Source organism: Kitasatospora sp. Ki12, assembly GCF_054601375.1.
Window position 1 is genome coordinate 510,783 of the sequence record NZ_BAAIHT010000001.1, and the last position, 24,949, is coordinate 535,731.

The window sequence follows — 24,949 nt, forward strand, 5'->3', positions numbered from 1 at the left end:
CGGCGCCGAGCTTCGGACAACAGCGCCCGGGCAGGGCGCAACCAAGGAAGGTTACAGCGTGCTCATCGCGCGCGGGCCCAGATCGCTGCGGACCGGCAGGGGTGCGACCCGCACCCGCGCCCCCAGGATCGCCAGCCCGTGCGGGGCCACGACCACGGGTTCGAGATCCACCGACGCGATCTCCGGGACGTCGTCCACCAGCTGCGACACCCTGAGCAGCAGTTCCTCCAGGGCGCCGGTGTCCACCGCCTCCGCGCCGCGCCAGCCGAACAGCAGCGGCGCCGCCCGTACCTCCCGGATCAGCCCGGCGACGTCCTGGTCGGTGGCCGGAACCAGCCGGTGCGCCGTGTCGCCCAACAGTTCGGCCGGCGCGCCGGCCAGCCCGAAGGAGAGGATCGCGCCGACCGCCGGGTCGACCGTGGCACCGATCACGGTGTCCACCCCGCGCGGCGCCAGCCGCTGCACCACCAGCTCGGCCTGCGCGGCGCCGCCGAGCAGCGCGTCCAGCTCGCGGTGGGCCCGGCGCAGACCCGGCTCCCCGGTCAGGTCCAGCCGGACACTGCCCAGGTCGGGGCGGTGGCGCAGGTGCGGGGCGGTCGCCTTCAACGCCACCGGGTAGCCGAGCGAGGCCGCCGCCGCGACCGCCGTCTCCTCGTCCGGCGCCGGGAGCGTCGGCGAGACGTCGATGCCGTAGCGGGCCAGCAGCTCACGGGTCCCGGCGTCCGGCAGGGTGATCCGGGCGCCGCCCGGCTGGGTGCGCGCCGCGACCGCCGTCCGGGTGCTCAGCGCCGCCGCCACCAGGGTGCGGGCGCCGGGCTCGTCGATCCGGTCCAGCTCGGGGACGCGCGCCGTCTCCTCCGCCTCGGCCGTCCGGCGGCGCCACTGCGCGTAGTGGACGGCGTGGCCGAGGGCGTTCACGGCCCGCTCGGGCGCCGGGTACGCGGGGATGCCGCCGGGGCGCAGCCGGGCCGGCAGGTCGGTCAGCGCCAGGTGGGCGAGCACCAGCGGCTTGCCCAGCTCCCGGGCGCGCTCACCGGCTTCGACCAGGGCGACGGCGATCTCCGGGTCGTCGGTGCCCATCGCGGGGTCGTCCTCGCCGGTCAGCCGGCCGCCCATGAAGGCGTGCGCGGAGGTGCCGATCGGCGGGATGGCGACGGCGATCACCGCGTCCACGGCCGGGTCGGCGAGGGCCACGTCCAGCGCGATCCGGAAGTTCTCGCCGGTCGCGGCGGTCGTCAGGTCGACCGGCGTGCGCGGGCGCAGGCCCGCGCTCAGCAGGGCGTCGTAGGTGAGCAGGCCGAGCGAGTCCGAGTTGCCGACCACCGCCACCCGGTCCCCCTTCGGCAGCGGCTGCAGGGCCAGCAGCTCTCCGGTGTCGTACAGCTCGGTGATGGTCGAGACCCGGAGGACGCCCGCCTGTTCGAACAGCGCGTCGACGGTCGCGTCGCGCAGGGCGGTGGCGGTGGCCGGGACGGCGTGGCCGGGCGGCAGGCTGCCGGTGTGCCGGGCGCCCTTGACCACCACCACCGGCTTGACGGCGGCCAGCCGGCGGGCGATCCGGGTGAACTTGCGCGGGTTGCCGAAGGACTCCAGGTACAGCAGCACCACCTGGGTGGCCTCGTCCTCGGCCCAGTACTGCAGGAAGTCGTTGCCGGAGACGTCGGCGCGGTTGCCCACCGAGGCGAAGGAGGAGACGCCGAGGCCGCGCTTGTGGGCGGCCTCCAGCAGGGCCACCCCGATCGCGCCGGACTGGCAGAAGATCCCGAAGCCGCCGCGGCCGGGCAGGCGCGGCGCGAGGGAGGCGTTCAGCGGGTACGCCGGGTCGGTGTTGATCAGGCCGAAGGCGTTCGGGCCGACCACCCGCATCCCGGCCGCGCGGGCCTGGCGGACCAGCGCCCGCTGCCGGTCCCGGCCCTCCGGACCGGTCTCCGCGTAACCGGCGGTGACCACCACCAGGCCCTGCACGCCGTGCGCGCCGCACTCGGCGACGGCCGCCGGGACGGCGCCCTCGGGGACGGCGACCACCGCGAGGTCCACCGGCCCGGGAATGTCCAGAATCGACCGGTGCACCGGGACGCCGTCCAGCTCGGTGCCGGGCGGGGCGTTGCGGTTCACCGCGTGGACGGGGAACCCGTCCGGGGCGGTGCCCAGCAGGTCGCGCAGGATCGCCCGGCCCACCGTCTGCGGGGTGCGGGAGGCCCCGATCACCGCCACCGAGCGCGGGGTCAGCAGCCGCTGCACCGAGCGCGCCTCGGCACGGTGCTCGCGCGCCCGCATCACGGCGAGCGAGCGGTCGGTCTGTTCGAGGTCGAACTCCAGGTGCACCACGCCGTCGGCGAAACTGCGGTGCTGGGTGTAGCCGGCGTCGGTGAAGACCTTCACCATCTTCCGGTTCTCCGGCAGCACCTCGGCCTGGAAGCGGCGGATGCCGCGCTCCTGGGCGACGGCGGCGATGTGCTCCAGCAGCGCGGAGGCCACGCCCCGGCCCTGGTGGGCGTCCTGCACCAGGAAGGCCACCTCGGCGTCGGTCCCGGTGGCGGACGGGCGGCCCTCGGCGTCGATCCGGTCGTAGCGGACGGTGGCGATGAAGTGGTCGCGGACGACCACCGCGAGGCCCACCCGGTTCACGAAGTCGTGGTGGGTGAAGCGGCGGACGTCCTTGGCGGAGAGCCGCGGATAAGGGGCGAAGAAGCGGAAGTACTTGGACTGGTCCGAGACCTGCTCGTAGAACTCCACGAGGCGCCCGGCGTCGGCGGGCGTGATCGGCCGGATCCGCGCCGTACCGCCGTCCCGCAGGAGGATGTCGGCCTCCCAGTGCTGCGGATAGTCCGGTTGCTGCTCGGGGTTCGCCACCGCGGAGTCGTCCACATTCGTCAGGTTATCCGGCGGCGAGCCGAATGGCGCCGGACCAGTGCCCACGGCAGGGTGGACGGGATCCGCCGCGGGGGTTTATGCCCCGAAAAGAAACAATCACAACTCCTGAACACGGCGGCTCGCAGGGGCCACCTGCATGCAACACTGGTCTAGACAACATGGCCGTTCCCCCGCTCCCCCGAGCACGGCCGTGACCAGCTTCACCGGAAAGGCACGTCTCATGGCCGAGCGCCGCGTCACCATCGGTTGGGCCGAGGGCCTGCACGCCCGTCCCGCCTCCGTCTTCGTCCGGGCCGTCACGGCCACCGGCGTGCCGATCACCATCGCCAAGCCCGGCGGCAACCCGGTCAACGCCGCCTCCATGCTCGGCCTCCTCGGCCTGGGCGCCCAGGGCGGCGACGAGGTCATCCTCGCCTCCGACGCCGAGAACGCCGACGCCGCGCTCGACCGCCTCGCCAAGCTCGTCCAGGAAGGCCTCGACGAGCTCCCCGCCGCCTGAGGCCTCGCGAACGCCCGATCGGGGTGCCACCGGAATCCGGTGGCACCCCGATCCGCTGTGGTCAGCCCTTGACGCAGACGACCTGCTTGAGGTGCGCGACCACCTCGACGAGGTCCTTCTGCTGCTCGATGACCTTCTCGATGTTCTTGTAGGCGCCCGGGATCTCGTCCACCACGCCGCTGTCCTTGCGGCACTCCACGCCCGCGGTCTGCTCGGCCAGGTCACGCGTGGTGAACTTCTTCTTCGCGGCGTTGCGGCTCATCTTGCGGCCGGCGCCGTGCGAGGCGGAGTTGAACGACGACGCGTTGCCCAGGCCGCGGACGATGTAGGACCCCGTCCCCATCGAACCCGGGATGATCCCGAGGTCGCCGGAGCCGGCCCGGATCGCGCCCTTGCGGGTCACCAGCAGGTCGACGCCGTCATACCGCTCCTCCGCCACGTAGTTGTGGTGGCAGCTGATGACCTCGTCGAAGGTCACCTCGGCCTTGGCGAACTCGCGCCGGACGACGTCCTGGAAGAGCGCCATCATCACCGCGCGGTTGAGCTTCGCGTACTCCTGCGCCCAGAACAGGTCCTGGCGGTAGGCGCCCATCTCCGGGGTCTTCCCGAGGAAGACCGCCAGATCCCGGTCGATCAGGCCCTGGTTGTGCGGCAGCGAACGGGCGACGCCCATGTGGTGCTCCGCCAGCTCCTTGCCGATGTTCCGGGAACCGGAGTGCAGCATCAGCCAGACAGAACCGGACGTATCGACACAAACCTCGCAAAAGTGGTTCCCGGATCCGAGCGTTCCCATCTGCTGCATCGCCCGCTCGCGGCGCCACTTGACGTCCTCCGCGATGTGGTCGAAGCGCCGCCAGAAGTCGTCCCAGCCGGTGGCCCGGAAGCCCTGCAGCCCCGCCGGGTCGACCGGGTCGGTGTGCAGGCCTCGGCCGACCGGGATGGTCTGCTCGATCTTGCTGCGCAGGCCGGACAGGTCGTCCGGGAGGTCGTCGGCGGTGAGCGAGGTCTTCACCGCGCTCATCCCGCAGCCGATGTCGACGCCGACCGCCGCCGGGCAGACCGCGTCCTTCATGGCGATGACGGAGCCGACCGTCGCGCCCTTGCCCAGGTGGACGTCGGGCATCACGGCGAGGCCGTGCAGCCAGGGCAGCGAGCTGATGTTGCGCAGCTGCTGCAGGGCCTGGCCCTCGACCGTCGCCGGGTCGGTCCACATCCGGATCGGGACCCGGACGCCGGGGACTTCGGTGTACGTCATGATCGAACGACCTCCATGGGTCGGGTGGTTCACGAGAGAGTGGGGTGCCGCGCGAAAGGATCCCGGCGTGGCTCGGGGAAGTTCGGGGTGGGGCTCAGGCGCCCTGGGCACAGGGGGAGGACGGCCTTGGGGAGCGTCGTCGTATGGCTCGCTCGACCCGCATGGTGACCGCCTCCCTTCGTTCGTCAGAGTTCGTACGTGTGTGCCGGGGGATATCTATCCACGGAACGGCACCGGCCTGCAAGGGATTTAGAAACGCCTCCGGCCCGGCGGAGCGGGTGCTCCACCGGGCCGGACGTGAACGGCGAGGGGCGTCAGCTGACGACGGTGACCTCGCCGATGCCGAGTGCCCGCACGTCGTCGGCGATCACGGCCGCGTCGCCGACCAGGACGGTGACCAGGCGGTCCGGCGGGAAGGCCGCGACGACCGCCTCGGTGGCGGCGGCGGTGGGCAGTTCGGCGAGCTGCCGGTAGACCTCGGCCTGGTAGTCGTCCGCCAGGTGCTGCTCGACCTGGTCGGCCAGCGTGCCGGCCACCGAGCCCGCGGTCTCGTACTTCAGCGGGGCGACGCCGACCAGGAACTGCACGGCCTCGTCGCGCTCGGCGTCGGTCAGGCCCTCGGCGGCGAGGGTGCGCAGGATGGTCCAGGTGTCGGCGAGCGCCGGGGCGGTGGAGGCGGTGTCCACCGAGCCGCTGATGGCGATCAGCGAGCGCCCGCTGCCGTCGGCGGCGGAGCGCAGCGGCTGGGCGAAGGCGCGGACGCCGTAGGTGTAGCCCTTCTCCTCGCGCAGGACGCGGTCCAGGCGGGAGGTGAGGGTGCCGCCCAGGCAGTAGGTGCCGAGGGTCTGGGCCGCCCAGACCGGGTCGTGGCGGTCGGGACCGATCCGGCCGATGAGCACCTGGGTCTGGACGGAGCCGGGGCGGTCCACGATGACCACGCGGCCGTGGTCGTCGCCGGTGACCGGGGCGTGCGCGGCGGCCTCGGCGGCCGCGCCCTTCCAGGTGCCGAGGGTGCTCTCCAGGAGGGCGGGCAGGTCGACGCCGGTGAGGTCGCCGACCACGACGACGGTGCTGGTCGCGGGGCGCACGTGGGCCTCGTAGAAGGCCTTGACGGCGGCCCGGTCGATCGACTTGACGGTGTCGGCGGTGCCGGAGCGGGGCCGGGAGAGCCGGTCGGCGGCGTCGAACAGCTCGGCGTAGAGGGCCTTGGCGGCGCGCCGGGCGGGGTTGGCCTGCTCGTGGACGATCTCGTCCAGGCGGTTGGCGACCAGGCGCTCGATCTCGGCCTCGGGCAGCGCGGGGGCGCGCAGGGCGTCGGCGAGCAGGGAGAGGCCGCGCTGGAGCCGGGAGGCCGGGACCTCCAGGGAGACCCGGATGCACGGGTGGTCGGCGTGGGCGTCCAGGGTGGCGCCGGCGCGCTCCAGTTCGCCGGCGAACTCCTCGGCGCTGAGGGTGTCGGTGCCCTCGCTGAGGGCGCGGGCGAGGATGGCGGCGATGCCGTCGAGGCCCTCGGGTTCGGCGGCGAGCGGGGCGTCGAGGAGGACCTCGACGGCGACCAGCTGCTGGCCGGGCCGGTGGCAGTGCAGCACGGTGATGCCGTTGCCGAGCGCGGCCCGCTCGGGGGCGGGGAAGGCCCACGGGCTGGGGGTGCCGGGCTGCGGCTGGGGGTGGAAGGTCATGGCGGGGACGTAGTCGGTGCTCATACGGCGGCACCCTCCTCTTCGGAAGCGGCGTCGGAGTCGGCGTCGGCGGCGGCGGCGCTCTCGGTCGCGGTCTCGGCGGCGGTCGGCTCGTAGGCGAGGACGGCCCGGTTGCCGGGGTGGATCCTGGCCTCGGCGACGGCCCGGACCTCCTCGGCGGTGACGTCGAGGACCTTGGGAAGGGCGTCGTTCAGCAGCTTGGGGTCGCCGAACAGGACGGCGTAGCGGCAGAGTTCGTCGGCGCGGCCGGCGACGGTGGTGAGCCGGTCGAGCCATTCGCGCTCGATCTGGGCCTGGGCGCGCTCCAGTTCCTCGGGCGTGGGGCCCTCGGCGGCGAAGCGGGCGAGTTCCTCGTCGACGGCGGCGTCGATCTGCGCGAGGGTGGCGTCGCCGGAGGTCTTGACGTCGAGCCAGCCGAGGCTGGGGGCGCCAGCCAGGCGCAGCAGGCCGAAGCCGGCGGCGACGGCGGTGCGGTCGCGGCGGACGAGCCGGTTGTAGAGGCGGCTGGACTCGCCGCTGCCGAGGATGGTGAGGGCGAGGTCGGCGGCGTCGGCCTCGCGGGTGCCGTCGTGCGGGAGGCGGTAGGCGGCCATCAGGGCGCGGGAGGGGACGTCCTCGTGGATCTCCTCGCGGATCTCCCGGCCGATGGTGTCGGGGAGTTCGCCGGAGCGCGGCGGCTGCTTGCCGTCGTGGGCGGGGATGGAGCCGAAGTACTTCTCGACCCAGGCGATGGTCTGCTCGGGGTCGATGTCGCCGACGACGGAGAGCACGGCGTTGTTCGGCGCGTAGTACGTGCGGAAGAACGTCCGGGCGTCCTCCAGGGTGGCCGCGTCGAGGTCGGCCATGGAGCCGATCGGCGTGTGGTGGTACGGGTGGCCGTCGGGGAAGGACAGCGCGGTGAGCTTCTCGAACGCGGTGCCGTAGGGCACGTTGTCGTAGCGCTGGCGGCGCTCGTTCTTGACGACGTCGCGCTGGTTCTCCATGGAGGTGTCGTCGAGGGCGGCGAGCAGCGAGCCCATGCGGTCGGCCTCCAGCCAGAGGGCGAGCTCCAGCTGGTGGGCGGGCATGGTCTCGAAGTAGTTGGTGCGCTCGAAGCTGGTGGTGCCGTTGAGCGAGCCGCCGGCGCCCTGGACCAGTTCGAAGTGGCCGTTGTTGGAGACGTTGGCGGAGCCCTGGAACATCAGGTGCTCGAAGAGGTGCGCGAGGCCGGTGCGGCCCTTGACCTCGTGGCGGGAGCCCACGTCGTACCAGAGGCAGACGGCGGCGACCGGGGTGAGGTGGTCCTCGGAGAGGACGACGCGCAGGCCGTTGGCCAGGCGGTGCTCGGTGATGGCGATGCCTCGGCTGGAGGCGGGGGCCGGGTTGGCCATGCGCTCGGGTCCTTCCCGTCGTCGATGTCGGGGTTCGTGTGGCGTCCCCCATTGTGGTGCAACGTCCGGGAGCCGCGTTCGTGTCCGCGCGGACCGGGTCGTTCGCCAGGGGCTGAAGAGGGCCGCTGACCGGGAGTGTCCGCGCGAGGGTCCACAATGGGGGCGCCGCGCCCTGTCGACCGTGTCCGGTTGACGGGTCCGGCGACCGGCCGGCACGGACCGACCGACGTCCGACCGAGACACAGCCAGCGACACGTAAGGGAGCCCCGCCGCGATGGCCCGCCGCAGTTCGCAGACCCCGCCGCCCGGAGACTTCGAGGAGCGGATCCTCGACGTCGACGTCGTGGACGAGATGCAGGGCTCCTTCCTGGAGTACGCCTACTCGGTGATCTACTCGCGTGCGCTGCCCGACGCGCGGGACGGTCTGAAGCCGGTGCACCGCCGGATCCTGTACCAGGCCAACGAGATGGGCCTTCGTCCGGACCGCGCGCACGTGAAGTGCGCCCGTGTGGTGGGCGAGGTGATGGGCCGGCTGCACCCGCACGGTGACGCGTCGATCTACGACTCCGTGGTGCGCATGGCGCAGCCGTTCTCGATGCGGCTGCCGCTGATCGACGGGCACGGCAACTTCGGTTCGCTGGGCAACGACGACCCGCCGGCGGCGATGCGTTACACCGAGTCGCGGCTCACCGCGGCCTCGATGGCGATGGTGGAGTCGATCCACGAGGACACCGTCGACTTCGGTCCGAACTACGACGGCAGCGAGCAGGAGCCGCTGGCGCTGCCGGCGGCGTTCCCGAACCTGCTGGTGAACGGCGCGACGGGCATCGCGGTGGGCATGGCGACGAACATGCCGCCGCACAACCTGTCCGAGGTGGTGGCGGCGGCCCGGCACCTGATCAAGCACCCGACCGCCGACCTGGACACGCTGATGCGGTTCGTCCCCGGTCCCGACCTGCCGACCGGTGGGCGGATCGTGGGCCTGTCGGGCATCCGGGACGCGTACGAGTCGGGCCGCGGCACGTTCAAGATCCGGGCGACGACGACGATCGAGGCGGTGACGGCGCGCCGCAAGGGCATCGTGGTGACCGAGCTGCCGTACAACGTCGGCCCGGAGAAGGTCATCGCGAAGATCAAGGACCTGGTCAACGCGAAGAAGCTGCAGGGCATCGCGGACGTCAAGGACCTGACCGACCGCGAGCACGGGCTGCGGCTGGTCATCGAGGTGAAGAACGGCTTCGTGCCGGAGGCGCTGCTGGAGCAGCTCTACAAGCTGACGCCGATGGAGGAGACCTTCGGCATCAACAACGTGGCGCTGGTGGACGGGCAGCCGCTGACGCTGGGTCTGAAGGAGCTGCTGGAGGTCTACGTCGACCACCGCTTCACCGTGGTGCGCCGGCGCAGCGACTTCCGTCGCCGCAAGCGCCAGGAGCGGCTGCACCTGGTCGAGGGCCTGCTGGTGGCGCTGCTCGACATCGACGAGGTCATCGCGATCATCCGGTCGAGTGACAACGCGCAGCAGGCGAAGGAGCGCCTGATGGAGCGCTTCTCGCTGTCGGAGACGCAGACGGCGTACATCCTGGACACCCCGCTGCGCCGGCTGACCAGGTTCGACCGGGTCGAGCTGGAGCAGGAGCAGGAGAAGCTCAACTCGGAGATCGCGGACCTGACCGAGATCCTGGAGTCGGACACCAAGCTGCGCAGCGTGGTGTCCTCCGAACTCGGCGCGGTGGCCAAGCAGTTCGGCACCGAGCGGCGGACGGTCCTGCTGGAGGCGGGCGCGGCGCCGTCGGCGGCGCTGTCGGTGTCGCTGGAGGTCGCGGACGACCCGTGCCGGGTGCTGCTGTCCTCGACGGGCCTGCTGGCGCGTACGGCGGACGGCGAGCCGTTCGAGCTGTCGGAGAAGCGTTCCAAGCACGACGTGATCGTGTCGGCGGTGCACGCGACGGCGCGTGCGGACGTGGGTGTGGTGACGTCGGCGGGCCGGGTGCTGCGGCTGCCGGTGATCGACCTGCCGGCGCTGCCGCCGACGCCGTCGCCGAACCTGGCCGGCGGTGCCGCGGTGGGCGAGTTCCTGCGGCTGGAGGCCGGCGAGCGGGTGCTGGCGCTGACCACGCTGGACGAGTCCTCGCCGGGGCTGGCGCTGGGCACCCTGCAGGGCGTGGTGAAGCGGGTGGTGCCGGAGTGGCCGGCGAACAAGGACGAGTTCGAGGTGATCGCCCTCAAGGAGGGTGACGAGCTGATCGGCGCGGTCGAACTGCGCACCGGCGACGAGGACCTGGTCTTCATCGCCTCGGACGCCCAGCTGCTGCGCTACCCGGCGGGCCAGGTCCGTCCGCAGGGCCGCCCGGCCGGCGGCATGGCGGGCATCAAGCTGACCGACGGTGCCCGGGTGCTCTCCTTCACGGCGGTGGACCCGTCCGCGGACGCCGTGGTGGTCTCGGTGGCCACGGCCACCGGCACGCTGTCCGACGGCGAGCAGACCACCTGGAAGGTCACCCCGTTCGAGCAGTACCCGCGCAAGGGCCGCGCCACCGGCGGCGTGCGCTGCCAGCGCTTCCTGCGCGGCGAGGACGCCCTCGCCTTCGCGTGGGCCGGCGCCGCCCCGGCCCACGCGGCCACCGCCAAGGGCGTCCCGGTCGACCTGCCGGAGCGCGACCCGCGTCGTGACGGCTCGGGCACCCCGGTCACCACCCCGGTCGCGGTGGTCGCCGGCCCGGCGTAACGGCGCGCGGACGGAGGGAGGGGCGCCCGCGGGTGGCCCTCCCTCCGCCGTTCCCTGGGCTGTCCACCGTTCCCGGGGCCCTCCGTTCCCCGGCTCGGTGGCCGCGGTGGCAGGTGAGGGTAGCCTTGCCCGCGTGAGCACCTGTGCGACCGTGTCGCGTGAACTTTCGGAGCCGCTGGCCGCGACGGCGGCGGTGGCGAGCACCTGGCTGCTGGTGGAGCAGAACGGGCCGTGGGGTGCGAAGGCGCTGAGCGAAAGCCACCTGGACGCGGCGGTCGGGCGGGCGCTGGAGGAGGCCGCGGCGGGGACGGGCGTGCGGGTGGCGCTGGTCCGGCGGCCGGGCCGGCACGCGGACTGCCTGCCGACGGCGCGGCACGAGGTGATCGTGGCCCACACGCTGCCCGGCCGCGGCTGGGTGCGCCGGGCGCAGGTGGCGGACCCGGCGGAGCTGCTGGGGCTGGACTTCGCGGCGCTGGGCGCCGGCGACCACACGGGTTTCGGGGCGGAGCACGTCGGCGGCCCGCTGGCCCTGGTGTGCACCAACGGGCGGCGGGACCGCTGCTGCGCGCTGCTGGGCCGCCCGCTCGCGGCGGAGCTGGCCGCGGCCGGGCACAGCGAGGTGTGGGAGGTGACCCACCTGGGCGGGCACCGCTTCTCCCCGACGATGCTGGTGCTGCCGTACGGCTACGCGTACGGGCGGCTGACGCCGGAGAGCGCCAAGGAGGTCCTGGCGGCGACGGCGGCCGGGCACGTGGTGCCGGAGTGGTCGCGGGGCTGCTCGGGGTGGGAGCGTCCGGGTCAGGCGGCCGAGCACGCGGTGCGGCTGTCGACCGGCGAGACCGCGGTGGACGCGCTGACGCTGACCCAGCGGCCGGACGGCGAGGGCCGCTGGCTGGTGGGGGTGCTGCACCGGGACGGCCGGGCCTGGGAGGTGGACGTGATCGAGGCGGTGAGCGAGCCGGCGCGTCCGGAGAGCTGCGGCAAGGCGGCGGGGACGCCGTCGCGGATGGACGTGCTGTCCGTCCGGGGAGTCTGACGAGAGGGCCGGGGAGTCCCCGCGTTCGGGGAACGGGTCACGGCCCCGCGTTCGGGGAACGGGTCACGGCCCCGCGCCCGTGGGGGTGGGCGCGGGACCGCGGCAACGGGGGCGGCCCGCTCAGCCGGTGGCCTTGCCGACGAACTCCGTGGTGTACGTCCTGGACAGGTCGATCGAGCCCTCCTTGCCCTTGACGTCCGGGTGGAAGGCGGCGAGCACCGCGAGCACCGTCTTCGGCCCGTCGGCCGGCATCACGCCGTCCGTGGTGAACATCGGCAGCGTCGCCTTGATCGCCGCCGCGTACTGCTCGGCGCCGCCCTGGCCGTAGTCGGCGGGCATCTTCGCGGCGATCTCCTCGGGGGTGTGGGTGGACATCCACTTGAGGGTCTTCACGAAGGCGTTGGCGAGCTTCTGGGTGGTGTCCTTGTTCTTCTCCACCCAGTCGGTGTTCATGTAGAGCGAGGACGAGGGGTACAGCCCGCCGAGCGCCTGGCGCGAGCCCTCGGGGGTGCGCATGTCGTAGAGGACCTTGCCGAGGCCCTTGTCCAGGACGGTGGCGACGGTCGGGTCGGTGGTCATCCCGGCGTCGATGCTGCCCTGCTGGAGGGCGGCGATGAAGGTCTGCCCGGCGCCGACCGCGATCGGGCTGAACTCGCTGACGGCGGTGCCGTTCTTGACCGCGAGGTACTTGGTGAGGAAGTCGGTCGAGGAGCCGATGCTGGTGACGCCGAGCTTCTTGCCCTTGAAGTCGGCGCCGGACCGGACGGCGTCGGCCTGCTTGGTGGAGACCACCTCGACCTCGCCGGGCGCCTGGGAGAACTGCACCACGGACTCGACGTGCTTGCCCTTGGCCTGCAGGTCGATGGTGTGGTCGTAGAAGCCGACGGCGCCCTGGACGTCCCCGGCGAGCAGGGCGGTGGTGGCGTTGACACCGGCGGGCTCGGTCATCAGCTCGACGTTGACGCCGGCCTCGGCGAAGTAGCCGAGCCGCTGGGTGAGCATCGCGGGGAGGTAGATGACCTTGTCCAGGCCGCCGACCATGATCTTGACCTTGGGCCCGTCGACCTGCTGCCCGGCGGGGGCGGCGACCGCGCCGTGGCCGGCGGCGGCGTCGTTGGCGCAGGCGGAGAGCGGGAGGATCAGGGCGGCGGCGAGGGCGGCGGCTGCGACTCTGCCGGTCGGGTTGGGGCGCATGGGTGGGGGTGCCTCTCTCTTCTTGCCGGCGGGGGTCAGCGGCTCTGGCCGGCGGCGGGGTCAGCAGCGGGGGTCAGCGGCTCTGGCTGGCAGGGGTCAGCGGCTCTGGCCGGCGGCGGGGTCAGCAGCGGGGGTCAGCGGCTCTGGCCGGCGGCGGGGGGGTCAGGAGCGGGGTCAGCGGCTCTGGCTGGCAGGGGTCAGCGGCCGTCGCCCGCGTCGGCGGGCTTCCAGCGGAACAGCTTCTTCTCGGCGAAGGTCAGCAGCCCCTCGGTGAGCAGCGCGACGACGGCGAGGATGGTCATGGCCGCGTACACGCCGGCCGCGTTGAAGGTGCCCTGGGCGGCGGCGACCATCAGGCCGAGGCCCTTGGTGGCGCCGATGTACTCGCCGACGATGGCGCCGATCAGCGCGAAGCCGAAGCTCACGTGCAGGCTGGTGAAGATCCAGGTGGTGGCGGCGGGGATGACCACCTGGAAGGTGACCTTGCGGTTGTCGGCGCCCAGGATGCGGGCGTTGGCGACGAGGTTGCGGTCCACCTCGCGGGCGCCCTGGAAGGCGTTGAAGAACACCGGGAAGAACACCAGCACCACGGCGGAGGCGACCTTGGAGGCCGGGCCGAGGCCGAACCAGATCAGGAAGATCGGCGCGAGCACGATCCGCGGGATCGCGTTGAGCACCTTGATGTACGGCCCGAACACGTCGGCCAGGAAGCGGATCCGGCCGAGCGCGATGCCCAGCAGGACACCGCCGACGACGCCGATCACCCAGCCGGTGAGGGCCTCGTACAGGGTGTAGCCGATCTGTTCGCCGAGCGAGCCCTGAGCGGTGCCGTGGGTGATCCACTGCCAGATCTGGTCCCAGATCCTCGACGGCTGCGAGAAGTTGAACGGGTCGATGACGTCCGTGCGGGCGCAGACCTCCCAGAGCCCGAGGAAGGCGACCAGGACCGCCACCCGGGCGCCGTAGACACCCAACTTCCGGTTGCGGGCGGCCCGTTGTCGGGCCTCGGTTCTCGTCGTGACGGCCGGGGGCTTCCCGGCGCCGGGCACCGCGGTCTCGGACGTGGTCTCGGTCTCAAGCGGCACGACCCGCTCCTCTCTCCCGGGTGATGCGCACCTCTTCGCCGAGCGAGGCCCAGATCTCGCGGTACAGCTCGACGAACCTCGGCTCCAGCCGGACGGCCTCCACGGTGCGCGGTCGTGGCAGGTCGACGGTGAAGACCTCCTTGACGGTGGCCGGTCCGGCGGTCATGACGACGACCCGGTCGGCGAGCGCGATGGCCTCGTCCAGGTCGTGGGTGACGAAGACGACCGACGAGCCCGTTCCGGCCCACAGCTCCAGCAGCTGGTCCGACATGAGGGCGCGGGTCTGCACGTCCAGCGCCGAGAACGGCTCGTCCATCAGCAGGATCGCCGGGTCGTTGACGAAGGTCTGGGCGAGCGCGACGCGCTTGCGCATGCCGCCGGACAGCTGGTGCGGGTAGCGGTCCTCGAAGGCGGCCAGGCCGACCCGGCCCAGCCAGTCCCTGGCCCGTTCCCTGGCCTCGGCGGCCGGCACGCCGCGGAAGCGCGGGCCGGCCATGACGTTGGACAGGACGGTGCGCCAGGGGAAGACGGCGTCCTGCTGGAACACGAACCCGACCTTGGGGTCGATCCCGGTGACGGGCTCGCCGTACACCCTGACCTCGCCCTCGGTGGGCTCCTCCAGTCCGCTGACCAGGGTCAGCGTGGTCGACTTGCCGCAGCCGGTGGGCCCGACGACGGCGACGAACTCGCCCTGGGCGACGGTCAGATCGAGATCGCGGACGGCGGTGTGCAGGGCCCCGGACGGGGTGCGGAACCGTTTGGTCGCGCCGGTCAGCTCGATCGCCGGGGTCTTGCTCATGCGTTCCTCCCGGATCAGTGCTTGCCCCGGAAAGGTAGGAGCGCGCCGGCCCCGGCGGGAGCCTTCTCCGCGTAGTGCGGGTTCTCCGCGTTGAGGGCTGTTCTGCTCGTTTTGCTTCCGCTACAACTGCGGGGACGCGGCTGACAGAAACACGCCGGAAACGTAAGGTGTCCCGATCCCCGCCCCCGCGGGCCGACACCACCACCCCCTCGGAACACCCCCACCCCCTCGGAACGCCCCCGGAACGCCCCCACCCCCCACGGAACGGTCCGCAGAACCGCCCGAAGCCGCCGAGAGGAGGCCCGGATGAAGCTCCCCCACTGGCCCCGCCGGGTCTTCGCGCAGCTGCTGCTGAGCCAGACCGTCGTCACCGTCGGTGTCACCGCCGTGACCGCCGGGCTTTTCCTGGCCCCGGTCAGCAGCGAGCTGGACCACGACGCGATGCAGCGGGCGCTGTCGATCGCCCAGGCCACCGCCACCGACGAGACCATCGCCCGGGCCGCCGCCGCCCGCGACGTGGTGACCGCGCAGCGCAACGCCGAGCAGATCCGCCTGGCCACCGGCGCCAGTTTCGTGGTGGTCACCGACCTGGACGGGATCCGGCTCTCGCACACCGACCCGGGCCGGATCGGCCACCGGGTCAGCACCGACCCGGAGCCCGCGCTGGGCGGCCGCAGCGTCACCGCGATCCAGCAGGGCACCCTGGGCCGCACCGCCCGCGGCAAGGTGCCGCTGCGGATGGCGGACGGCCGGATCGTCGGCGAGGTGTCGGTCGGGATCAGCGACGACTCGATCCGCCGCCGGCTGCTGAAGATGCTCACCGGCATCCTGCTGTGCGCGGGCGCAGGCCTGGCCGCCGGGACCGTCGCCACGCTGGCCCTGGCCCGCCGGCTCAAGCGCCGCACCCACAACATCGCGCTGGCCGACATCTCCGCGCTGCTGGTGGAGCGGGAGGCGATGCTGCACGGCATCCGCGAGGGCATGGTGGCGCTGGACGAGCGGGGCCGGATCCGGCTGGCCAACGACGAGGCGGTCCGGCTGCTCGGCCTGCCGGAGGACTGCGCCGGCCGCCCGATCGACCGGGTGCTGCCACCGGGCCGGCTGGCCGACGTGCTCACCGGGCGGATCACCGGCGCCGACCTGCCGGCCGTCCGGGACGACCGGGTGCTGGTGGTCAACCGGATGGCCACCCCCGAGGGCGGCGCGGTGGTCACGCTGCGCGACCGCACCGAGCTGGAGTCGCTGGTGCGCGAACTGGACACCACCCGCAGCCTGACCGAGGCGCTGCGGGCCCAGGACCACGAGCACGCCAACCGGATGCACACCCTGCTGGGCCTGCTGGAGCTGGGCCGCCACGAGCAGGCGGTGGCGTTCATCTCGGAGCAGTCCGGCTCGCACGCCGTGGTCGCCGCCCGGATCGCCGAGCAGGTGCAGGACCCGCACGTCGCGGCGCTGCTGGCGGGCAAGACCGCGGTGGCGGGCGAGCGCGGGGTCCGGCTGGCGCTGGCCCCGGCGGCGCACCTGCCGGACACGGTGGTGGACGCCCGAGCGCTGGTGACGGTGCTCGGCAACCTGGTCGACAACGCGGTCGACGCGGTGACGCCCGGTGGGAGCGGCCGGGTGGAGGTGAGCCTGGCGGCGGCCGGCTCCACCCTGCTGCTGCAGGTCGCGGACAGCGGCCCGGGCGTGCCGGAGGAGCTGCGCGAGCAGGTCTTCGAGGAGGGGTGGACCAGCAAGGACGCACCCGCGCACCGTCCGCGCGGGCTGGGGCTGGCGATGGTGCGGCGGCTGGTCGAACGGACCGGCGGCCGGATCGTGCTCGACACCGGGCCGCTGGGCGGCGCCCGGTTCACCGTCGAACTGCCCGAGGCCCTGCTCACCGACCGGCTCGTGGAGGCGTGATGATCGACGTACTCGTGGTGGACGACGACTTCCGGGTCGCCGACGTGCACGCCGCGTACGTGGCCAAGGTGCCCGGCTTCCGGGTCACCGGCACCGCGCACTCGGCCGGGGAGGCGCTCGCCGCGCTGGAACGCCGCCCGGTGGACCTGCTGCTGCTCGACCACCACCTGCCCGACGAGACCGGACTGGCCCTGGTGCGCCGGCTCCGGGACCGCCAGGTGGCCTGCGACGTGATGATGGTGACCGCCGCCCGGGACGTGTCCACGGTGCACGCCGCCATGCAGCACGGCGCGCTGCAGTACCTGGTCAAGCCGTTCACCTTCGCCGGCCTGCGCGAGAAGCTGGTGGCGTACGCGCAGCTGCGGCACGCGTTGGCCGCGCCCGCCCGGGAGGCGGGCCAGGACGAGGTGGACCGGCTGTTCGCGACCCTGCGCAGCGCCGCCGCCCCGGCCGGGCCCCTGCCCAAGGGCCACTCGGCGCCGACCACCGACCTGGTGATGGGGGTGCTGCGCCGGGCGGGCCGGCCGCTGTCCGCCCAGGAGGTCGCGGACGCCACCGGGCTGAGCCGCTCCACCGCGCAGCGCTACCTCAAGCAGCTGGAACGCGACAGCCGGCTGCGGCTGACCCTGCGCTACGGCGACACCGGCCGCCCGGAGCACCGCTACGGGCTGGCGGCCCGGGCCTAGGGCGTGTCTGACAATTCGCGTCGGATCAGCGCGCGGCGTTGGGGTGTGTGCATCGCAAGGCGGAGGAGGGAGTCCATGCGGAGCATCGGCGACCGACGACAACGCGGCGAGGTGCGTGCCCCGGCGTCGCGCGCCCGGCGGGAATTGTCAGACACGCCCTAACCCCGGCTGCCCGGATCCGCCCCCGGACAGGCGGGAACCCCGGCGGCCCCAGGCCCGCCGGGGTTCCCCGGGGCGCGACGGCTCAGGCCGCGCCCGCACCGGTGAGGGCACGCACCTCCAGCTCGGCGAAGCGGTCCGGGTCGGCCGGCTCGGGCGAGGTGATCGTCCCGATCCAGCCCGCCAGGAACCCGAGCGGGATCGAGACGATGCCGGGGTTCTCCAGCGGGAACCAGTGGAAGTCGACACCGGGGAACAGCGCCACCTTGGTGCCCGAGACCACCGGCGAGAAGAACACCAGCACGATGGCCGGGACCAGCCCGCCGTACACCGACCAGACCGCACCCCGGGCGGTGAACCGCGACCAGAACAGGCTGTACAGCAGGACGGGCAGGTTGGCCGAGGCCGCGACGGCGAAGGCCAGGCCGACCAGGAAGGCGACGTTCAGCTGCTGGGCGTAGAGGCTGATCACGATCGCCGCCGCGCCGATCCCGCCGGCCGCGAACCGGGCGACCACGACCTCCTGCTGCTCGCCGGCCGCGGGCCCCGGGTCCTCGCCCGACCGGGAGGCCGGGACGCCCTCGGCCGCCGGCCGGCTCACCCGGCCGCGCAGGCCGGTCCGTTGCCGCCCCGCCCGTTGCCGCCCCGTCCGCTCCCGCCGTGGCCGGTTGCGCCAGGCCCCGGCCCAGATGTCGTGGGCGAAGGCCGCCGAGGAGGCCAGGGTCAGCCCGGCGACCACGGCCAGGATGGTGGCGAAGGCGATCGCCGAGATCAGCGCGAACAGCACCACCCCGCCGGTGCTGCCGTTGCCGCCGCCGAGCACCAGGGCGAGCAGCGGGACGGCGGTGTTCCCGGCCGAGTTGGCGTGCCGCACCTCGGCCGAGCCGACCAGCGCGGTGGCGCCGAGGCCGAGCGCGATGGCCATCAGGTAGAAGCCGCCGACCAGGCCGATCGCCCACATCGTGGAGCGCCGGGCGGCCCGCGCGGTGGGCACGGTGTAGAAGCGGGACAGGATGTGCGGCAGGCCCGCGGTGCCGAGCACCAGGGCGAGGCCGAGGCTGAAGAAGTCCAGCCGGCTGGTGAAGGTCTTGCCGTACTTGAGCCCGGGCTCCAGGTAGCGGCGCCCGGCGCCGCTGTGCTGCGCCGCCTGGCGCATCAGCTCGCCGAGGTCGCCGTGGAAGCGGACCACGAGCAGCACGGTGAGCAGCACCGAGCCGGTGACCAGCAGGAAGGCCTTGATGATCTGGATCCAGGTGGTGGCCCGCATCCCGCCGATCGTGACGTAGACGATCATCAGGGCGCCGACCGCGATGATCGTCCAGGTCCGGGCGGCCGGGCTGTCGGTGCCGAGCAGCAGGGCGACCAGCGAACCGGCGCCGACCATCTGGGCGACCAGGTAGAGCAGGGTCACGACGACGCTGGCGCCGCCGGCCGCGGCGCGCACCTTGCGCCGGCGCAGCCGCAGCGCGAGCACGTCGGCGAGGGTGTACCGGCCGGCGTTGCGGACCAGCTCGGCGACCAGCATCAGCACGACCAGCCAGGCGACCAGGAAGCCGATGCTGTAGAGCACGCCGTCGTAGCCGTACAGGGCGATCAGCCCGGCGACGCCCAGGAAGGAGGCGGCGGACAGGTAGTCGCCGGAGAGCGCGAAGCCGTTCTGCAGCGGGGTGAAGTCGCGGCCGCCGGCGTAGAAGTCCTCGGCGGCGTTGCCCCGGCGGCCGACCCAGAGGGTGATGCCCAGGGTGACCAGGACGACGACGGCGAACAGCGCGATCGCGAGCGAGTGGTGGTCGCCGGTGGGGGCGACGGGGGGCGGGGTGGCGGTCGTCAGCACGGTCGTCACCGTGTTCTTCACCGCGCCGGTCATCAGGGTGGTCATCACGCTCGTCATCGCAGTTGGTCCTGGGTGTCCCAGCGCAGCCCCAGGGCGGCGCGGTCGCGCTTGGTCCGGGCGTTGCGGGCGTAGAGCCAGGTGAGCAGGAAGGTGGAGGCGAACTGCAGCAGGCCCAGCAGCCAGGCGACGTTGAACGGCCCGGCCACCTGGATGCGCATCAGGCCGGGGGCGGCGGCCTGGGCGGCGACGTACATCAGGTACCAGCCGAGGAAGACGCCGGAGACCGGGAAGACGAACGACCGGTAGCTGTGGCGGATGTCCTGGAAGGCGGCGCTGGCCTGGACGGCCCGGTAGACCTCGGTGCTGTCGGTGGTGGCGGCCGGGGCGGCCTCGGCCGCCGGGACCGCCGCCGGGACCGGGGTGTCCCGCCGGTCCGCCGGTCCCGCGGACCGGCCCGCCGGAGCGCTGCCGGCCACCGGCTCGGCCGTGGCCGGCGCCGGTGACCGCTCCGCCCGGACGGGGGCCGTCCGGGCGGGTGCGGGCTGCGCCGGTACGGCCGGTCGGCGGTGCGGGGCCGGCGGCTCGGACGGGGTGCCGGACGGGGCACCGGGCGAGGGGACGCCGGACAGAGCGGCACCGGGCACAGGGGGGTCGGACGGGACGGCGTCCGACGGGGTGGCGGCAGCCGGAGCGGCCCACCAGTCGAAACGCTGCCCCTGACCGGGACTGCTCGTCTGCTGCTGTGGCACTGCTGCTCCTGCGACGGGCCGGACGTTCTGTCCCGAACCATGATGGAGGCCGCCGGACGGCCCCTCCGACCATCGCAGATACGTTCACTCGATGAGGTGGTCGATGATCCGACAGGCACTCATCCGACTACTACTGCGTACCGGTGATTCCGTGTCGGAACGCGTACGCGACCGCCTGCGCCCGGTCCCGCACCGCCGTCTTGGCGAACAGGTTGTTGATGTGCGTCTTCACGGTGGCCTGGCTGACGAACAGCCGCTGGGCGATCTCGGCGTTGGAGAGCCCCTCCGCGATCAGCGCCAGCACCTCGGCCTCCCGCACGGTCAGCCCGTCGGGCAGCTCCCGCGGCCGGGCGGCGGGCCGCTCGGCCGCCGGGCCGGACCGGCCCGGCTGCTCCGACAGCCGCTCCAGCAAGCGGAGTTGGACCTGCGGCGAGAGCCCGGCCGCACCCGCGCGGACGTCCGCGACAGCCCGGGCGATCTCCTCGGCGCCGGCGTCCTTGGTGAGGTAGCCGCGCGCTCCGGCCTGCAGCGCCGGGAACAGCGAGTCGTCGTCGGCGTAGGTGGTGAGCACCACCACCTCGGTCTCCGGGTGCGCCGCCCGGATCCGCCGGGTCGCCTCCACGCCGTCGCAGCGCGGCATCCGGAGGTCCATCAGCACCACGTCCGGGTGGTACCGCTCCACCAGGGCGACGGCCTCCTCCCCGTCCCCCGCCGCGCCGACCACCTCGATGCCGGGCAGCAGCCCCAGCAGCATCACGATGCCCTCGCGCACCACCGTCTGGTCGTCCGCCACCAGCACCCTGGTGACCGCCTCCGTCATGCCGGCACCCGCAGCAGCACGCGCCACCCTCCGTCCTCCGGCCCCGCCCGCAGCGTGCCGCCGAGCAGTTCCGCGCGTTCGCGCATTCCCAGCAGACCGTACCCGCTGCCGCTGTCGGCCAGCTCACCCCCGGCCTGGGCGCGCGGCGGGCGGGTGTTGCGCACCTCCAGCTCCACCACCCCCTCCAGGTAGCGCAGTTCCACGGAGCAGCGGGCGCCGGGCGCGTGCTTGCGCACATTGGTCACCGCCTCCTGCGCGGTGCGCCGCAGCGCGAGGGCGGGCTCGGCGGCGAGCGGCCGGGGCGTGCCGGTGACGACGAGGGCGGCCCGCTCCCGGCCGGTCAGCTCGACCAGGAACTCCCCGACCGGCGTGAGCTCCCCGCGCAGCGCGGAGAGCGCCTGCATGGTCTCGACCAGCCCGTCCTGCGCCATCCTCCGGGCGGCGACGACCCGTTCGCGGATCTGCTCCCGGTCGGTGCCGCGCTCCAGCATCAGCCGGGCCGCCTCCAGGTGGACGAGCTGCGCGGAGAGGCTGTGGGCGAGCACGTCGTGGATCTCCCGGGCGATCCTGGCCCGTTCGGCGAGCGCGGCGCTCTCCGCCTCGGCCGCCCGGGCGGCACGCTCCTGCACCAGCAGCCGGCGCGCGGTGCCGCGCGCCTCGACGTCCAGCCGCAGCAGGTAGCCGAGCAGAGCGATCCCGACCACGGTGCCGCCGATCCCCACCCAGTCCGCCGGACTGACCACCGTGTACGAGCCCATGGCCGCCACCGCGACGACCACCGCGGGCACCAGTGGCAACCGGACCAGCGAGATCACGGCCAGCCCGCACCACAGGACGTCGCCGAGCGTGGGGGCCTGCCCCCAGTGGGCCACCCAGCCGGCCCCGAACACGGCGACGGCGGACACCGACGACGGCACCGGGCGCTGCTCCCGGGTGGCGCGCAGGAAACCGACGCTGAGGGCGACGGCTGCGACCAGTCCGGCCACCGCCGCCGCGAGGGCCCAGCCGGTGTACCGGCCGCCGGAGAAGGTGCCCCAGCAGACCACGCTCAGCAGGACGATCCGCCCCAGCACCGTGAGGATCCGCCGTGGCCGGCTCTCGGCCTCGCGTTCCAGCCCCTCGCGGGACGGCCAGCGGGTCCCGTACCACCCGGCCACGGATGCCTCCTCGTGCTCACGGTGGCCCGGGGCTCACCGGCGGTGGTCACTGCGCTGGATCACTGCGGTCCGCCGCACGGCGCGGCGGACCGCTACGCGGGCTCCAGCATCCGGGCCCGCCAGTTCACCACGAGCGAGCGCACCAGCAGCAGGACCGCCATGCCGAGCATCAGCGAACTGCCCGACTGGTGGACGTGCAGCGCCGAGCCGATCCCGTACAGGGCGACCCGGACGGCGATCATCCCACCCCAGGCGGCCATCGTGGCCTTGGTGCCCTTGGCCAGGACGGTGCCGTCGGCGTCCCGCCAGAGCCGGACGGTCCAGCCCCAGACGGAGCCCATGGCGAGCACCGTGACCAGTCCGGCGGCCAGCAGGGCGACCGAGAGACCGGTGTGCCCGTGGTCGATCAGCTGCGGGTCGCGCAGCGCGAGCGCGCCCAGGATCAGTGGCAGCAGCCAGAAGCGGCGCTCGGTCTCCAGGCGCTGCACCCGCATCTGGCGCTGGACCACCACGATCACCACCACGGCGATGACGAGGAGGTTGGCGAGGGCACTCATCGGCTGTTTCTCCGTCCCGACGGAAAGGGTTCTGCTGACCTCTCCGACGCTACGGACCGGGGCGTTCCCGCTGATCGGAGCCGGGGTGGAGCTCGGGTGGAAGGAAAACGCGCGGGCCCTCCACCCGTGGGTGGAGGGCCCGGCCGGACGGGTCAGCAGACCTGCGTCAGGCGTCGATGCGGGAGCGGTCCAGGGTGGCCGCCGAGTCCACGATGAACTCCTTGCGCGGGGCGACGTCGTTGCCCATCAGCAGGTCGAAGATCCGCTCGGCCTGCTCCAGGTCGCCCAGGTTGATCCGGCGCAGCGTGCGGTGGCGCGGGTCCATGGTGGTCTCGGCCAGCTGGTCGGCGTCCATCTCGCCCAGACCCTTGTAGCGCTGCACCGGCTCCTTCCAGCGCTGCCCCTTGCGCTGGAACTCCAGCAGGGTGGAACGCAGTTCGGCGTCGGAGTAGGTGTAGTGGTACTTCTCCTGGCCGCGCTTGGGGCTGGTGAGCTCGATCCGGTGCAGCGGCGGCACCGCGGCGAAGACCCGGCCCTGCTCGACCATCGGCCGCATGTAGCGGTGGAAGAGGGTGAGCAGCAGGGTGCGGATGTGCGAGCCGTCGACGTCGGCGTCGGCCATGAAGATGACCCGGCCGTAGCGGGCCTGGTCGATGTCGAAGGTGCGGCCCGAACCGGCCCCTATCACCTGGATGATCGCGGCGCACTCGGCGTTCTTGAGCATGTCGCTCACCGAGGCCTTCTGCACGTTGAGGATCTTGCCGCGGATCGGCAGCAGCGCCTGGAACTCGGAGTTGCGGGCGAGCTTGGCGGTGCCGAGCGCGGAGTCACCCTCGACGATGAACAGTTCGCTGCGGTCGACGTCGTCGCTGCGGCAGTCGGCCAGCTTGGCGGGCAGCGAGCTGGTCTCCAGCGCCGTCTTGCGGCGCTGGGCCTCCTTGTGCTGGCGGGCGGCGACCCGGGTGCGGGCGGCCGCGACGACCTTGTCCAGCACGGCCCTGGCCTGCAGCTTCTCGTCCTTCTTGGACGAGGTGAGGAAGGCCTTGAGCTCCTTGGCGACGACGGCGGCCACGATCCGGTTGGCCGCGGAGGTGCCGAGCACCTCCTTGGTCTGGCCCTCGAACTGCGGCTCGGCCAGCCGGACGGTGACCACCGCGGTGAGGCCCTCGGTGGCGTCGTCCTTGGTGATGTCGTCCTCGGCCACGCGCAGCAGCTTGCCCGCCCGCAGGGCCTCGTTGACGGTCTTGGCCAGCGAGCGCTCGAAGCCGGTGACGTGGGTGCCGCCCTTGGGGGTGGCGATGATGTTGACGAAGGAGCGCAGGGTGGTGTCGTAGCCGGCGCCCCAGCGCAGCGCGATGTCCACGCCGAGGGTGCGGGTGACCTCGGTGGGGGTCATGTGCCCGAGCTCGTCCAGGACCGGCACGGTCTCCTTGAAGCTGCCCTCGCCGCGCAGCCGCAGCACGTCGCAGACCGGCTTGTCGGGGGCCAGGAACTCGCAGAACTCGGCGATGCCGCCGTCGTAGCGGAAGACCGACTCCTCGACCTTCTCGCTCTCGGTGAGCCGCTCGTCACGCACGACGATGGTCAGGCCGGGGACGAGGAAGGCCGTCTGCCGGGCGCGGCTGTGCAGCGTGTCCAGGGTGAGCTTGGCGTCCTTGAGGAAGATCTGCCGGTCGGCCCAGTAGCGGATCCGGGTGCCGGTGCGGGTCTTCGGCACCTTGCGGGCCTTGGTCATGCCGTTGGCGGGCTCGAACGGCGCGTCCGGGCTGGTCTCGGTGAAGATGCCGGGGGTGCCGCGGCGGAAGCTGATCGCGTGGGTGTGGCCGTTGCGGTCGACCTCGACGTCCAGCCGGGCGGAGAGGGCGTTGACGACCGAGGCGCCGACGCCGTGCAGACCGCCGGAAGCCGCGTAGGAGCCGCCGCCGAACTTGCCGCCGGCGTGCAGCTTGGTCATCACGACCTCGACGCCGGACAGCCCGGTCTTGGGCTCGACGTCCACCGGGATGCCGCGGCCGTTGTCGCGGACCTCGACGGAGGAGTCCGGGTGCAGCACGACGTCGATGCGGTCGCAGTAGCCGCCCAGCGCCTCGTCGACGGAGTTGTCGATGATCTCCCAGAGGCAGTGCATCAGGCCGCGGCTGTCGGTCGAGCCGATGTACATGCCGGGGCGCTTGCGGACCGCCTCCAGCCCCTCCAGGACGAGCAGGTGCCGCGCGGTGTAGTTGGAACCGTCGTCGCCGGCCAGCAGCGCGGACGGCACGGTCGTTTCGGCACTCACGCGGCACTCTCCTCGGTGAAGTTCTGTCTCATCGGTCACATCCGGACGGATCCGGATCAAACGCCAGTGCAGCACGCCGCACCGACACCCGTCGCTCTGCGTGCCCGCGCCCCTCCGCCGGGTGCGCAGCACGACGAACCGGCCCCGCGCAGCTTGTACGCGCTGCGCGAACAAGGACTGCTCCCGGGTGTGAGCCCGGGGGTGCCATCTCCTCCCGGTAGCACCGGTCCTGGCGGTTCGTGGGGCCTGGCACAGGCTCCGGAACTGCCG

General features: G+C 73.1%; 18 protein-coding genes. 5 read left to right on the forward strand and 13 right to left on the reverse strand.

The window, feature by feature from the left end:
- Positions 1-51: 51 nt before the first annotated feature.
- A complete protein-coding gene (locus ACYP53_RS02250) occupies positions 52-2,853 on the reverse strand; it encodes a bifunctional acetate--CoA ligase family protein/GNAT family N-acetyltransferase (RefSeq protein ID WP_459647942.1) in 2,802 nt (933 codons plus the stop codon).
- A 241-nt stretch (positions 2,854-3,094) separates the two neighbouring features.
- On the opposite strand from ACYP53_RS02250, the gene ACYP53_RS02255 reads away from it, so the two are divergent.
- Positions 3,095-3,373, forward strand: a complete 279-nt coding sequence (locus ACYP53_RS02255; RefSeq protein ID WP_189922403.1) for an HPr family phosphocarrier protein — start codon at positions 3,095-3,097, stop codon at positions 3,371-3,373.
- 61 nt (positions 3,374-3,434) lie between these two features.
- Here ACYP53_RS02255 and ACYP53_RS02260 read toward each other — a convergent pair whose 3' ends face one another.
- From ACYP53_RS02260 to ACYP53_RS02270, 3 genes are all read right to left on the reverse strand, one after another.
- Positions 3,435-4,628 carry an RtcB family protein gene (locus ACYP53_RS02260; protein ID WP_459646517.1) on the reverse strand — a complete coding sequence of 398 codons (1,194 nt, stop codon included), beginning with the start codon at positions 4,626-4,628 and terminating at the stop codon, positions 3,435-3,437.
- 314 nt (positions 4,629-4,942) lie between these two features.
- Entirely contained in the window at positions 4,943-6,307 is a 1,365-nt protein-coding gene (locus ACYP53_RS02265; protein WP_459647943.1) for a M16 family metallopeptidase, read from the reverse strand.
- A 20-nt stretch (positions 6,308-6,327) separates the two neighbouring features.
- Positions 6,328-7,698 (reverse strand): M16 family metallopeptidase, encoded by a 1,371-nt coding sequence (locus tag ACYP53_RS02270; RefSeq protein WP_459646518.1) that lies wholly within the window; start codon positions 7,696-7,698, stop codon positions 6,328-6,330.
- Positions 7,699-7,972: 274 nt separating this feature from the next.
- Between ACYP53_RS02270 and ACYP53_RS02275 the strand changes: the two genes are divergently transcribed.
- Complete coding sequence (locus tag ACYP53_RS02275) at positions 7,973-10,423, forward strand: DNA gyrase/topoisomerase IV subunit A (RefSeq protein ID WP_459646519.1); 2,451 nt, start codon at positions 7,973-7,975, stop codon at positions 10,421-10,423.
- A gap of 133 nt (positions 10,424-10,556) precedes the next feature.
- A complete protein-coding gene (locus ACYP53_RS02280; RefSeq protein WP_459646520.1) occupies positions 10,557-11,459 on the forward strand; it encodes a sucrase ferredoxin in 903 nt (300 codons plus the stop codon).
- Between the two features lie 120 nt (positions 11,460-11,579).
- Here ACYP53_RS02280 and ACYP53_RS02285 read toward each other — a convergent pair whose 3' ends face one another.
- The 3 genes from ACYP53_RS02285 to ACYP53_RS02295 form a co-directional block, all read right to left on the reverse strand.
- Positions 11,580-12,653 (reverse strand): ABC transporter substrate-binding protein, encoded by a 1,074-nt coding sequence (locus ACYP53_RS02285; RefSeq protein WP_459646521.1) that lies wholly within the window; start codon positions 12,651-12,653, stop codon positions 11,580-11,582.
- 197 nt (positions 12,654-12,850) lie between these two features.
- Positions 12,851-13,702 carry an ABC transporter permease gene (locus tag ACYP53_RS02290; RefSeq protein ID WP_189922468.1) on the reverse strand — a complete coding sequence of 284 codons (852 nt, stop codon included), beginning with the start codon at positions 13,700-13,702 and terminating at the stop codon, positions 12,851-12,853.
- 25 nt (positions 13,703-13,727) lie between these two features.
- A complete protein-coding gene (locus tag ACYP53_RS02295) occupies positions 13,728-14,537 on the reverse strand; it encodes an ABC transporter ATP-binding protein (RefSeq protein ID WP_189922396.1) in 810 nt (269 codons plus the stop codon).
- A gap of 306 nt (positions 14,538-14,843) precedes the next feature.
- On the opposite strand from ACYP53_RS02295, the gene ACYP53_RS02300 reads away from it, so the two are divergent.
- Both ACYP53_RS02300 and ACYP53_RS02305 read left to right on the forward strand, forming a co-directional pair.
- Positions 14,844-16,439, forward strand: coding sequence for a sensor histidine kinase (locus ACYP53_RS02300; protein WP_189922394.1), 1,596 nt, complete (start codon positions 14,844-14,846; stop codon positions 16,437-16,439).
- Positions 16,439-17,125: a response regulator gene (locus ACYP53_RS02305; RefSeq protein WP_380664541.1), complete on the forward strand. Its 687-nt coding sequence runs from the start codon at positions 16,439-16,441 to the stop codon at positions 17,123-17,125. Before ACYP53_RS02300 ends, ACYP53_RS02305 begins: the two co-directional genes overlap by 1 nt.
- Before the next feature lie 244 nt (positions 17,126-17,369).
- Here the strand turns inward: ACYP53_RS02305 and ACYP53_RS02310 are convergent, their stop codons facing one another.
- The 6 genes from ACYP53_RS02310 to ACYP53_RS02335 all read right to left on the reverse strand — a co-directional run bounded on the left by ACYP53_RS02310 (position 17,370) and on the right by ACYP53_RS02335 (position 24,679).
- A complete protein-coding gene (locus ACYP53_RS02310; protein WP_459646522.1) occupies positions 17,370-19,175 on the reverse strand; it encodes a solute symporter family protein in 1,806 nt (601 codons plus the stop codon).
- Positions 19,172-19,867, reverse strand: a complete 696-nt coding sequence (locus ACYP53_RS02315; RefSeq protein ID WP_229929022.1) for a DUF485 domain-containing protein — start codon at positions 19,865-19,867, stop codon at positions 19,172-19,174. The genes ACYP53_RS02310 and ACYP53_RS02315 overlap by 4 nt, the downstream gene beginning before the upstream one ends.
- 130 nt (positions 19,868-19,997) lie before the next feature.
- On the reverse strand, positions 19,998-20,687 hold the full coding sequence (locus tag ACYP53_RS02320; RefSeq protein WP_459646523.1) for a response regulator transcription factor: 690 nt from the start codon (positions 20,685-20,687) through the stop codon (positions 19,998-20,000).
- The gene (locus ACYP53_RS02325) at positions 20,684-21,844 is read right to left on the reverse strand and encodes a sensor histidine kinase (RefSeq protein WP_459646524.1); all 1,161 of its coding nucleotides are present in this window, start codon (positions 21,842-21,844) and stop codon (positions 20,684-20,686) included. The genes ACYP53_RS02320 and ACYP53_RS02325 overlap by 4 nt, the downstream gene beginning before the upstream one ends.
- 92 nt (positions 21,845-21,936) lie before the next feature.
- Positions 21,937-22,401 carry a DUF1453 domain-containing protein gene (locus ACYP53_RS02330; RefSeq protein WP_459646525.1) on the reverse strand — a complete coding sequence of 155 codons (465 nt, stop codon included), beginning with the start codon at positions 22,399-22,401 and terminating at the stop codon, positions 21,937-21,939.
- A 166-nt stretch (positions 22,402-22,567) separates the two neighbouring features.
- A complete protein-coding gene (locus ACYP53_RS02335) occupies positions 22,568-24,679 on the reverse strand; it encodes a DNA gyrase/topoisomerase IV subunit B (protein ID WP_189922384.1) in 2,112 nt (703 codons plus the stop codon).
- Between the last annotated feature and the right edge of the window lie 270 nt (positions 24,680-24,949).